Genomic DNA, 9,487 nt, shown 5'->3' on the forward strand with positions numbered 1-9,487 from the left:
AAATGATCCAAGAACAGACTATGCTGAACGTCGCCGACAACTCCGGTGCACGTCGCGTAATGTGTATCAAGGTTCTGGGTGGCTCGCACCGTCGCTACGCAGGCGTAGGCGACATCATCAAGATCACCATCAAGGAAGCAATTCCACGTGGTAAGGTCAAAAAAGGTGATGTGCTGAAGGCGGTAGTGGTGCGCACCAAGAAGGGTGTTCGTCGCCCTGACGGTTCTGTCATTCGCTTCGATGGTAATGCATGCGTTATTTTAAACAATAACAGCGAGCAGCCTATCGGCACGCGTATCTTTGGGCCGGTAACTCGTGAACTTCGTACTGAGAAGTTCATGAAAATTATCTCTCTGGCACCAGAAGTACTCTAAGGAGCGAATCATGGCAGCGAAAATCCGTCGTGATGACGAAGTTATCGTGTTAACCGGTAAAGATAAAGGTAAACGCGGTAAAGTAAAAAATGTTCTGTCTTCCGGCAAACTCGTCGTTGAAGGTATCAACCTGGTTAAGAAACATCAGAAGCCAGTTCCGGCCCTGAACCAACCAGGCGGCATCGTTGAAAAAGAAGCTGCTATTCAGGTTTCTAACGTTGCAATCTTCAATGCGGCTACCGGCAAGGCTGACCGTGTAGGCTTTAGATTCGAAGACGGTAAAAAAGTCCGTTTCTTCAAGTCTAACAGCGAAACTATCAAGTAATTTGGAGTAGTACGATGGCGAAACTGCATGATTACTACAAAGACGAAGTAGTTAAAAAACTCATGACTGAGTTTAACTACAATTCTGTCATGCAAGTCCCTCGGGTCGAGAAGATCACCCTGAACATGGGTGTTGGTGAAGCGATCGCTGACAAGAAACTGCTGGATAACGCAGCAGCTGACCTGACAGCAATCTCCGGTCAAAAACCGCTGATCACCAAAGCACGCAAATCTGTTGCAGGCTTCAAAATCCGTCAGGGCTATCCGATCGGCTGTAAAGTAACTCTGCGTGGCGAACGCATGTGGGAGTTCTTTGAGCGCCTGATCACTATTGCTGTTCCACGTATCCGTGACTTCCGTGGCTTGTCCGCTAAGTCTTTCGACGGTCGTGGTAACTACAGCATGGGTGTCCGTGAGCAGATCATCTTCCCAGAAATCGACTACGATAAAGTCGACCGCGTGCGTGGTTTGGATATTACCATTACCACTACTGCGAAATCTGACGAAGAAGGCCGTGCTCTGCTGGCTGCCTTTGACTTCCCGTTCCGCAAGTAAGGTAGGGTTACTGAATGGCTAAGCAATCAATGAAAGCACGCGAAGTAAAGCGCGTAGCTTTAGCTGATAAATTCTTCGCTAAACGCGCTGAACTGAAAGCGATCATTTCTGATGTGAACGCTTCCGACGAAGATCGTTGGAATGCGGTTCTCAAGCTGCAGTCTCTGCCGCGTGATTCCAGCCCGTCTCGTCAGCGTAACCGCTGTCGTCAAACAGGTCGTCCACATGGTTATGTGGGCAAGTTTGGGTTGAGCCGTATCAAACTGCGTGAAGCCGCCATGCGCGGTGAAGTACCAGGCTTGAAAAAGGCTAGCTGGTAATTACCAATTGAATCACGGGAGTAAAGACAGATGAGCATGCAAGATCCGATCGCGGATATGCTGACCCGTATCCGTAACGGTCAGGCCGCGAACAAAGTTGCGGTCACCATGCCTTCCGCCAAGCTGAAAGTGGCAATTGCCAACGTGCTGAAGGAAGAAGGTTTTATCGAAGATTTTAAAGTTGAAGGCGACACCAAGCCGGAACTGGAACTTACTCTCAAGTATTTCCAGGGTAAAGCTGTTGTAGAAAGCATTCAGCGTGTCAGCCGCCCAGGCCTGCGCATCTATAAGAAAAAAGATGAGCTGCCAAAAGTTATGGCTGGTCTTGGTATCGCAGTTGTTTCTACCTCTAAAGGTGTTATGACTGATCGTGCAGCGCGCCAGGCTGGTCTTGGTGGCGAAATTATCTGCTACGTAGCCTAATCGGAGGAAAGAATGTCTCGTGTTGCTAAAGCACCGGTCGTTATTCCTGCCGGCGTTGATGTAAAAATCGACGGTCAGGTTATTACGATCAAAGGTAAAAACGGCGAGCTGACTCGTACCCTCAACAAAGCTGTTGAAGTTAAACATGCAGATAACGCTCTGACCTTCGGTCCACGTGATGGTTTCGTGGATGGATGGGCTCAGGCTGGTACCGCGCGTGCCCTGCTGAACTCAATGGTTGTTGGTGTTACCGAAGGCTTCACTAAAAAGCTTCAGCTGGTTGGTGTAGGTTATCGTGCAGCTATCAAAGGGAATGCAGTAGGCCTGTCTCTGGGCTTCTCACACCCTGTTGAGCATCCGCTGCCGGCCGGTATCACTGCAGAATGTCCGACTCAAACTGAAATCGTGCTGAAAGGCGCTGATAAACAGCTGATCGGTCAGGTTGCAGCAGATCTGCGCGCCTACCGTCGTCCTGAGCCTTACAAAGGCAAGGGTGTTCGTTACGCCGACGAAGTCGTGCGTACCAAAGAGGCTAAGAAGAAGTAAGGTAACACTATGGATAAGAAATCTGCTCGTATCCGTCGTGCGACCCGCGCACGCCGCAAGCTCAAAGAGCTGGGTGCAACTCGCCTGGTGGTACATCGTACCCCGCGTCATATTTACGCACAGGTAATTGCACCGAACGGTTCTGAAGTTCTGGTAGCTGCTTCTACTGTAGAAAAAGCTATTGCAGAACAATTGAAGTACACCGGTAACAAAGACGCCGCTGCAGCTGTAGGTAAAGCTGTTGCTGAACGCGCTCTGGAAAAAGGCATCAGCAATGTTTCCTTTGACCGTTCCGGGTTCCAATATCATGGTCGTGTCCAGGCACTGGCAGATGCTGCCCGTGAAGCTGGCCTTCAGTTCTAAGGTAGAGGTGTAAGATGGCTCACATCGAAAAACAGGCTGGCGAACTGCAGGAAAAGCTGATCGCGGTAAACCGCGTATCTAAAACCGTTAAAGGTGGTCGTATTTTCTCCTTCACAGCTCTGACTGTAGTGGGTGATGGTAACGGTCGCGTTGGTTTTGGTTACGGTAAAGCGCGTGAAGTTCCAGCAGCGATCCAGAAAGCGATGGAAAAAGCCCGTCGCAACATGATTAACGTCGCGCTGAACAACGGCACCCTGCAGCACCCAGTTAAAGGTGTTCACACGGGGTCTCGTGTATTCATGCAGCCAGCTTCAGAAGGTACCGGTATCATCGCCGGTGGTGCAATGCGCGCCGTTCTGGAAGTTGCTGGGGTTCATAACGTACTGGCTAAAGCATATGGTTCCACCAACCCGATCAACGTGGTTCGTGCAACTATTGATGGCCTGGAAAATATGAATTCTCCAGAAATGGTCGCTGCCAAGCGTGGTAAATCCGTTGAAGAAATTCTGGGGTAATTGACCATGGCAAAGACTATTAAAATCACTCAAACCCGCAGTGCAATCGGTCGTCTGCCGAAACACAAGGCAACGCTGCTTGGCCTGGGTCTGCGTCGTATTGGTCATACCGTTGAGCGCGAGGATACTCCTGCTGTTCGCGGTATGGTCAACGCGGTTTACTTCATGGTTAAAGTTGAGGAGTAAGAGATGCGTTTAAATACTCTGTCTCCGGCCGAAGGCTCTAAAAAGGCGGGTAAACGCCTGGGTCGTGGTATCGGTTCTGGCCTCGGCAAAACCGGTGGTCGTGGTCACAAAGGTCAGAACTCTCGTTCTGGCGGTGGCGTACGTCGCGGTTTCGAGGGTGGCCAGATGCCACTGTACCGTCGTCTGCCGAAGTTCGGCTTCACCTCTCGCAAAGCAGCGATCACAGCGGAAATCCGTCTGTCTGACCTGGCGAAAGTTGAAGGCGGCGTTGTAGACCTGAACACGCTGAAAGCAGCAAACATTATCGGTATCCAGATCGAGTTCGCGAAAGTGATCCTGGCTGGTGAAGTTTCTACTCCGGTAACTGTTCGTGGCCTGCGTGTTACTAAAGGTGCTCGTGCTGCTATCGAAGCTGCTGGCGGTAAAATTGAGGAATAAGTAGCAGATGGCTAAGCAACCGGGATTAGATTTTCAAAGTGCCAAAGGTGGATTTGGCGAGCTGAAACGCAGACTGCTGTTTGTTATCGGCGCGCTGATTGTGTTCCGTATTGGCTCTTTTATTCCGATCCCTGGTATCGATGCCGCTGTACTTGCCAAACTGCTTGAGCAACAGCGAGGCACCATCATTGAAATGTTCAACATGTTCTCTGGTGGTGCTCTCAGCCGTGCTTCTATCTTCGCTCTGGGTATTATGCCGTACATTTCGGCATCTATTATTATCCAGCTGCTCACGGTCGTTCATCCGGCCCTGGCAGAGTTGAAGAAAGAAGGGGAGTCTGGACGTCGTAAGATTAGTCAGTACACCCGTTACGGTACTCTGGTGCTGGCAATATTCCAGTCGATCGGTATTGCTACCGGTCTTCCGAATATGCCTGGTATGCAGGGCCTGGTATTAAACCCAGGCTTTGCATTCTATTTCACCGCTGTTGTTAGTCTGGTCACAGGGACAATGTTCCTGATGTGGCTCGGCGAACAGATTACTGAACGTGGTATCGGTAACGGTATCTCGATCATTATCTTCGCCGGTATTGTTGCGGGCCTCCCGCCAGCCATCGCCCATACTATCGAGCAAGCGCGTCAAGGCGACCTGCACTTCCTCCTGTTGCTGTTGGTTGCAGTATTAGTATTTGCAGTGACGTTCTTTGTTGTCTTCGTTGAACGTGGTCAACGCCGCATTGTGGTGAACTACGCTAAACGTCAGCAAGGTCGTCGTGTCTATGCTGCACAGAGCACACATTTACCGCTGAAAGTGAATATGGCAGGGGTAATCCCGGCGATCTTCGCTTCCAGTATTATTCTGTTCCCGGCGACCATCGCGTCATGGTTCGGGGGCGGGACTGGTTGGAACTGGCTGACAACAATTTCGCTGTATTTGCAGCCTGGGCAACCACTTTATGTGTTACTCTATGCGTCTGCGATCATCTTCTTCTGTTTCTTCTACACGGCGTTGGTCTTCAACCCGCGTGAAACAGCAGATAACCTGAAGAAGTCCGGTGCATTTGTACCAGGAATTCGTCCGGGAGAGCAAACGGCGAAGTATATCGATAAGGTAATGACCCGCCTAACTTTGGTTGGTGCGCTTTATATTACTTTTATCTGCCTGATCCCGGAGTTCATGCGTGATGCAATGAAAGTACCGTTCTACTTCGGTGGAACCTCACTGCTTATCGTTGTTGTCGTGATTATGGACTTTATGGCTCAAGTGCAAACTCTGATGATGTCCAGTCAGTATGAGTCTGCATTGAAGAAGGCGAACCTGAAAGGCTACGGCCGCTAATTGGTCGCCTGAGAAGTTACGGAGAGTAAAAATGAAAGTTCGTGCTTCCGTCAAGAAATTATGCCGTAACTGCAAAATCGTTAAGCGTGATGGTGTCATCCGTGTGATTTGCAGTGCCGAGCCGAAGCATAAACAGCGCCAAGGCTGATTATTTCGCATATTTTTCTTGCAAAGTTGGGTTGAGCTGGCTAGATTAGCCAGCCAATCTTTTGTATGTCTGTACGTTTCCATTTGAGTATCCTGAAAACGGGCTTTTCAGCATGGTGCGTACATATTAAATAGTAGGAGTGCATAGTGGCCCGTATAGCAGGCATTAACATTCCTGATCAGAAACATGCTGTGATCGCATTAACTTCGATCTACGGCGTCGGCAAGACCCGTTCTAAAGCCATTCTGGCTGCAGCGGGTATCGCTGAAGATGTTAAGATCAGTGAGCTGTCTGAAGAACAAATCGACACGCTGCGTGACGAAGTTGCCAAATTTGTCGTTGAAGGTGATCTGCGCCGTGAAATCAGCATGAGCATCAAGCGCCTGATGGATCTTGGTTGCTATCGCGGTTTGCGTCATCGTCGTGGTCTGCCAGTGCGCGGTCAGCGTACTAAGACCAACGCACGTACCCGTAAGGGTCCGCGCAAACCGATCAAGAAATAATCGGGGTGATTGAATAATGGCAAAGGCACCAGTTCGTGCACGTAAACGTGTAAGAAAACAAGTCTCTGACGGCGTGGCTCATATCCATGCTTCTTTCAACAACACCATCGTTACTATTACTGATCGTCAGGGTAACGCATTGGGTTGGGCAACAGCCGGTGGTTCCGGTTTCCGTGGTTCTCGCAAATCCACTCCGTTCGCAGCTCAGGTTGCAGCAGAGCGTTGCGCTGAAGCCGTAAAAGAATACGGCATCAAGAATCTGGAAGTTATGGTTAAAGGTCCGGGTCCGGGTCGTGAATCTACTGTTCGCGCTCTGAACGCCGCTGGTTTCCGCATCACGAATATTACTGATGTGACTCCGATCCCTCATAACGGTTGTCGTCCGCCGAAAAAACGTCGCGTATAACGCTCGTTTTTTAGGTTAGTTGGAGATAGAAAATGGCAAGATATTTGGGTCCTAAGCTCAAGCTGAGCCGTCGTGAGGGCACCGACTTATTCCTTAAGTCTGGCGTTCGCGCGATCGATACCAAGTGTAAAATTGAACAAGCTCCTGGCCAGCACGGTGCGCGTAAACCGCGTCTGTCTGACTATGGTGTGCAGTTGCGTGAAAAGCAAAAAGTTCGCCGTATGTACGGTGTGCTGGAGCGTCAGTTCCGTAACTACTATAAAGAAGCAGCACGTCTGAAAGGCAACACGGGTGAAAACCTGCTGGCTCTGCTGGAAGGTCGTCTGGACAACGTTGTATACCGTATGGGCTTCGGCGCTACTCGTGCTGAATCACGTCAGCTGGTTAGCCACAAAGCAATCATGGTAAACGGTCGTGTTGTTAACATCGCTTCTTATCAGGTTAAAGCGAATGACGTTGTTAGCATTCGTGAGAAAGCGAAAAAGCAATCTCGCGTGAAGGCCGCTCTGGAGCTGGCTGAGCAGCGTGAAAAGCCAACCTGGCTGGAAGTTGATGCTGGCAAGATGGAAGGTACGTTCAAGCGTCAGCCAGAACGTTCTGATCTGTCTGCGGACATTAACGAACACCTGATCGTCGAGCTTTACTCCAAGTAAAGCTTAGTACCAAAGAGAGGACACAATGCAGGGTTCTGTGACAGAGTTTCTAAAACCGCGCCTGGTAGATATCGAGCAAGTGAGTTCGACGCACGCCAAGGTGACCCTTGAGCCTTTAGAGCGTGGCTTTGGCCATACTCTGGGTAACGCACTGCGCCGTATTCTGCTCTCATCGATGCCGGGTTGCGCGGTGACCGAGGTTGAGATTGATGGTGTACTTCATGAGTACAGCACCAAAGAAGGCGTTCAGGAAGATATCCTTGAAATCCTGCTCAACCTGAAAGGGCTGGCGGTGAGAGTTCAGGGTAAAGATGAAGTTATTCTTACTCTGAATAAATCTGGCATTGGCCCTGTGACTGCAGCCGACATCACCCACGACGGTGATGTTGAAATCGTCAAGCCGCAGCACGTGATCTGCCACCTGACCGATGAGAACGCAGCGATTAGCATGCGTATCAAAGTTCAGCGCGGTCGTGGTTATGTGCCGGCTTCTGCCCGAATTCATTCGGAAGAAGATGAGCGCCCAATCGGCCGTCTGCTGGTCGACGCATGCTACAGCCCTGTAGAGCGTATTGCCTACAATGTTGAAGCAGCGCGTGTAGAACAGCGTACCGACCTGGACAAGCTGGTCATCGAAATGGAAACCAACGGCACAATCGATCCTGAAGAGGCGATTCGTCGTGCGGCAACCATCCTGGCAGAACAACTGGAAGCTTTCGTTGACTTACGTGATGTACGTCAGCCGGAAGTGAAAGAAGAGAAACCAGAATTCGATCCGATCCTGCTGCGCCCTGTTGACGATCTCGAATTGACTGTCCGCTCTGCTAACTGCCTCAAGGCAGAAGCTATCCACTATATCGGTGATCTGGTACAGCGTACCGAGGTTGAGTTGCTGAAAACGCCGAACCTGGGTAAAAAATCTCTTACTGAGATTAAAGACGTGCTGGCTTCACGTGGTTTGTCTCTGGGCATGCGCCTGGAAAACTGGCCACCAGCTAGTATTGCTGACGAGTAACCGGATCACAGGTTAAGGTTTTACTGAGAAGGATAAGGTCATGCGCCATCGTAAGAGTGGTCGTCAACTGAACCGCAACAGCAGCCATCGCCAGGCTATGTTCCGCAACATGGCAGGTTCACTGGTTCGTCATGAGATCATCAAGACGACCCTGCCTAAAGCGAAAGAGCTGCGTCGCGTAGTTGAGCCGCTGATTACTCTTGCCAAGACTGACAGCGTTGCTAATCGTCGTCTGGCATTCGCCCGTACTCGTGATAACGAGATCGTGGCAAAACTGTTTAACGAACTGGGCCCGCGTTTCGCGAGCCGTGCCGGTGGTTACACTCGCATTCTGAAGTGTGGCTTCCGTGCAGGCGACAACGCGCCGATGGCTTACATCGAGCTGGTTGATCGTTCAGAGAAAGCAGAAGCTGCTGCAGAGTAATCTGCAGTAACGTAAAAAAACCCGCCTCGGCGGGTTTTTTTATATCCGGTATATCCTCACTTCTCTACAATGTCTGTATCAAATCTGTTCTTTCCCTGGAGCTGATAATGTGGTTGCTCGATCAGTGGGCAGAACGCCATATTCGCGATGCCCAAAAAAAAGGTGAATTTGATGATCTTCCAGGAAGTGGCGCTCCCCTTGTGCTGGAAGACGATTCGCACATCGCGCCAGAATTACGTGCAGGATACCGATTACTGAAAAATGCAGGTTGTCTTCCTCCTGAACTCGAACAGCGCAGGGAGGCGGTTGAGCTTGCTGATCTACTCAGAGGTATCCGTCAGGACGATCCTCGACATTCTGAACTTTCCCGTCGGCTCGCCCTGATTGAACTCAAGCTTCGCCAGGCTGGAATGAATACTGACTTTCTGCGCGGTGAATACGGCGAAAGATTGATGCATAAAATAAACGAGGAATAGTTATGTACCGTATCGGTGAACTTGCAAAGCTCGCGAACGTAACGCCGGATACCATCCGATACTATGAAAAGCAGCAGATGATTGATCATGAAGTACGCACTGAAGGCGGTTTTCGCCTTTATACCGATAACGATCTACAACGTCTGCGCTTTATTCGTTATGCGCGTCAGCTTGGTTTCACACTGGATTCGATCCGCGAGTTATTATCGATCCGTATTGATCCGGAACATCATACCTGCCAGGAGTCGAAGAGTATTGTTCAGGCCCGACTGGATGAGGTTGAAGCGCGCATTCAGGAGTTGCAGACTATGCAGCGTTCTTTACAAAGGCTGAATGACGCCTGCTGTGGTACGGCGCACAGCAGTATCTATTGTTCAATTCTGGAAGCTCTTGAACAGGGGGCCAGTGGAGAAATGGAGGGCAGTTGATTTTTTGTCCGCCCGGGGCTAGACTTCCGTCGACATAAACCATGCTCAGGA

The 9,487-nt window shown here is 50.3% G+C and carries 19 protein-coding genes; all 19 read left to right on the forward strand.

Translation table 11 applies throughout. From position 1 onward, the window contains the following. The first annotated feature begins 2 nt into the window (after nucleotides 1-2). A complete protein-coding gene (rplN, locus tag AC0XWG_RS09320; RefSeq protein WP_002919748.1) occupies nucleotides 3-374 on the forward strand; it encodes a 50S ribosomal protein L14 in 372 nt (123 codons plus the stop codon). A gap of 10 nt (nucleotides 375-384) precedes the next feature. After that, the gene (gene rplX, locus AC0XWG_RS09325) at nucleotides 385-699 is read left to right on the forward strand and encodes a 50S ribosomal protein L24 (protein ID WP_003863287.1); all 315 of its coding nucleotides are present in this window, start codon (nucleotides 385-387) and stop codon (nucleotides 697-699) included. 14 nt (nucleotides 700-713) lie between these two features. Next, nucleotides 714-1,253: a 50S ribosomal protein L5 gene (gene rplE, locus AC0XWG_RS09330; protein ID WP_001096202.1), complete on the forward strand. Its 540-nt coding sequence runs from the start codon at nucleotides 714-716 to the stop codon at nucleotides 1,251-1,253. 14 nt (nucleotides 1,254-1,267) lie between these two features. Then, nucleotides 1,268-1,573 carry a 30S ribosomal protein S14 gene (gene rpsN, locus AC0XWG_RS09335; protein ID WP_003863291.1) on the forward strand — a complete coding sequence of 102 codons (306 nt, stop codon included), beginning with the start codon at nucleotides 1,268-1,270 and terminating at the stop codon, nucleotides 1,571-1,573. Nucleotides 1,574-1,603: 30 nt separating this feature from the next. Continuing rightward, nucleotides 1,604-1,996, forward strand: a complete 393-nt coding sequence (rpsH, locus tag AC0XWG_RS09340; protein WP_006178918.1) for a 30S ribosomal protein S8 — start codon at nucleotides 1,604-1,606, stop codon at nucleotides 1,994-1,996. A gap of 12 nt (nucleotides 1,997-2,008) precedes the next feature. Beyond that, nucleotides 2,009-2,542 carry a 50S ribosomal protein L6 gene (rplF, locus tag AC0XWG_RS09345; protein ID WP_003863296.1) on the forward strand — a complete coding sequence of 178 codons (534 nt, stop codon included), beginning with the start codon at nucleotides 2,009-2,011 and terminating at the stop codon, nucleotides 2,540-2,542. A 9-nt stretch (nucleotides 2,543-2,551) separates the two neighbouring features. Beyond that, complete coding sequence (rplR, locus tag AC0XWG_RS09350) at nucleotides 2,552-2,905, forward strand: 50S ribosomal protein L18 (RefSeq protein ID WP_013099023.1); 354 nt, start codon at nucleotides 2,552-2,554, stop codon at nucleotides 2,903-2,905. A 14-nt stretch (nucleotides 2,906-2,919) separates the two neighbouring features. After that, nucleotides 2,920-3,420: a 30S ribosomal protein S5 gene (gene rpsE / locus AC0XWG_RS09355; RefSeq protein ID WP_003863299.1), complete on the forward strand. Its 501-nt coding sequence runs from the start codon at nucleotides 2,920-2,922 to the stop codon at nucleotides 3,418-3,420. Nucleotides 3,421-3,426: 6 nt separating this feature from the next. Beyond that, a complete protein-coding gene (gene rpmD, locus AC0XWG_RS09360) occupies nucleotides 3,427-3,606 on the forward strand; it encodes a 50S ribosomal protein L30 (protein ID WP_003863301.1) in 180 nt (59 codons plus the stop codon). Between the two features lie 3 nt (nucleotides 3,607-3,609). Then, nucleotides 3,610-4,044, forward strand: a complete 435-nt coding sequence (gene rplO / locus AC0XWG_RS09365) for a 50S ribosomal protein L15 (RefSeq protein ID WP_003863304.1) — start codon at nucleotides 3,610-3,612, stop codon at nucleotides 4,042-4,044. 7 nt (nucleotides 4,045-4,051) lie between these two features. Continuing rightward, entirely contained in the window at nucleotides 4,052-5,383 is a 1,332-nt protein-coding gene (gene secY, locus AC0XWG_RS09370) for a preprotein translocase subunit SecY (RefSeq protein WP_003863305.1), read from the forward strand. Nucleotides 5,384-5,414: 31 nt separating this feature from the next. Further along, entirely contained in the window at nucleotides 5,415-5,531 is a 117-nt protein-coding gene (gene rpmJ, locus AC0XWG_RS09375) for a 50S ribosomal protein L36 (protein WP_000868187.1), read from the forward strand. A 146-nt stretch (nucleotides 5,532-5,677) separates the two neighbouring features. After that, nucleotides 5,678-6,034 (forward strand): 30S ribosomal protein S13, encoded by a 357-nt coding sequence (gene rpsM, locus AC0XWG_RS09380; protein WP_003863308.1) that lies wholly within the window; start codon nucleotides 5,678-5,680, stop codon nucleotides 6,032-6,034. A gap of 16 nt (nucleotides 6,035-6,050) precedes the next feature. Continuing rightward, entirely contained in the window at nucleotides 6,051-6,440 is a 390-nt protein-coding gene (gene rpsK / locus AC0XWG_RS09385; RefSeq protein WP_003863312.1) for a 30S ribosomal protein S11, read from the forward strand. 32 nt (nucleotides 6,441-6,472) lie between these two features. Further along, on the forward strand, nucleotides 6,473-7,093 hold the full coding sequence (rpsD, locus tag AC0XWG_RS09390; protein ID WP_004868345.1) for a 30S ribosomal protein S4: 621 nt from the start codon (nucleotides 6,473-6,475) through the stop codon (nucleotides 7,091-7,093). A gap of 25 nt (nucleotides 7,094-7,118) precedes the next feature. After that, a complete protein-coding gene (locus AC0XWG_RS09395) occupies nucleotides 7,119-8,108 on the forward strand; it encodes a DNA-directed RNA polymerase subunit alpha (RefSeq protein ID WP_002919219.1) in 990 nt (329 codons plus the stop codon). A gap of 40 nt (nucleotides 8,109-8,148) precedes the next feature. Further along, a complete protein-coding gene (gene rplQ / locus AC0XWG_RS09400) occupies nucleotides 8,149-8,532 on the forward strand; it encodes a 50S ribosomal protein L17 (protein WP_001216368.1) in 384 nt (127 codons plus the stop codon). Between the two features lie 107 nt (nucleotides 8,533-8,639). Further along, nucleotides 8,640-9,008, forward strand: a complete 369-nt coding sequence (locus AC0XWG_RS09405; protein ID WP_049006555.1) for a DnaJ family domain-containing protein — start codon at nucleotides 8,640-8,642, stop codon at nucleotides 9,006-9,008. A 2-nt stretch (nucleotides 9,009-9,010) separates the two neighbouring features. Then, nucleotides 9,011-9,436 carry a Zn(2+)-responsive transcriptional regulator gene (gene zntR, locus AC0XWG_RS09410; RefSeq protein WP_028018489.1) on the forward strand — a complete coding sequence of 142 codons (426 nt, stop codon included), beginning with the start codon at nucleotides 9,011-9,013 and terminating at the stop codon, nucleotides 9,434-9,436. The last annotated feature ends 51 nt before the right edge of the window (nucleotides 9,437-9,487 follow it).

This window comes from Enterobacter sp. DVT3837, assembly GCF_056238685.1.

Bases quoted from the DNA above. Each gene is read 5' to 3' on its own strand.
- rpmJ (WP_000868187.1), top strand. From the start codon at position 5,415: ATGAAAGTTCGTGCTTCCGTCAAGAAATTATGCCGTAACTGCAAAATC.
- rpsN (WP_003863291.1), top strand. From the start codon at position 1,268: ATGGCTAAGCAATCAATGAAAGCACGCGAAGTAAAGCGCGTAGCTTTA.
- zntR (WP_028018489.1), top strand. From the start codon at position 9,011: ATGTACCGTATCGGTGAACTTGCAAAGCTCGCGAACGTAACGCCGGAT.
- AC0XWG_RS09395 (WP_002919219.1), top strand. From the start codon at position 7,119: ATGCAGGGTTCTGTGACAGAGTTTCTAAAACCGCGCCTGGTAGATATC.
- rpsK (WP_003863312.1), top strand. From the start codon at position 6,051: ATGGCAAAGGCACCAGTTCGTGCACGTAAACGTGTAAGAAAACAAGTC.
- rpsE (WP_003863299.1), top strand. From the start codon at position 2,920: ATGGCTCACATCGAAAAACAGGCTGGCGAACTGCAGGAAAAGCTGATC.
- rplF (WP_003863296.1), top strand. From the start codon at position 2,009: ATGTCTCGTGTTGCTAAAGCACCGGTCGTTATTCCTGCCGGCGTTGAT.
- rplQ (WP_001216368.1), top strand. From the start codon at position 8,149: ATGCGCCATCGTAAGAGTGGTCGTCAACTGAACCGCAACAGCAGCCAT.
- rplR (WP_013099023.1), top strand. From the start codon at position 2,552: ATGGATAAGAAATCTGCTCGTATCCGTCGTGCGACCCGCGCACGCCGC.
- AC0XWG_RS09405 (WP_049006555.1), top strand. From the start codon at position 8,640: ATGTGGTTGCTCGATCAGTGGGCAGAACGCCATATTCGCGATGCCCAA.
- rplN (WP_002919748.1), top strand. From the start codon at position 3: ATGATCCAAGAACAGACTATGCTGAACGTCGCCGACAACTCCGGTGCA.
- rplO (WP_003863304.1), top strand. From the start codon at position 3,610: ATGCGTTTAAATACTCTGTCTCCGGCCGAAGGCTCTAAAAAGGCGGGT.
- rpmD (WP_003863301.1), top strand. From the start codon at position 3,427: ATGGCAAAGACTATTAAAATCACTCAAACCCGCAGTGCAATCGGTCGT.
- rplE (WP_001096202.1), top strand. From the start codon at position 714: ATGGCGAAACTGCATGATTACTACAAAGACGAAGTAGTTAAAAAACTC.
- secY (WP_003863305.1), top strand. From the start codon at position 4,052: ATGGCTAAGCAACCGGGATTAGATTTTCAAAGTGCCAAAGGTGGATTT.
- rpsD (WP_004868345.1), top strand. From the start codon at position 6,473: ATGGCAAGATATTTGGGTCCTAAGCTCAAGCTGAGCCGTCGTGAGGGC.
- rplX (WP_003863287.1), top strand. From the start codon at position 385: ATGGCAGCGAAAATCCGTCGTGATGACGAAGTTATCGTGTTAACCGGT.
- rpsH (WP_006178918.1), top strand. From the start codon at position 1,604: ATGAGCATGCAAGATCCGATCGCGGATATGCTGACCCGTATCCGTAAC.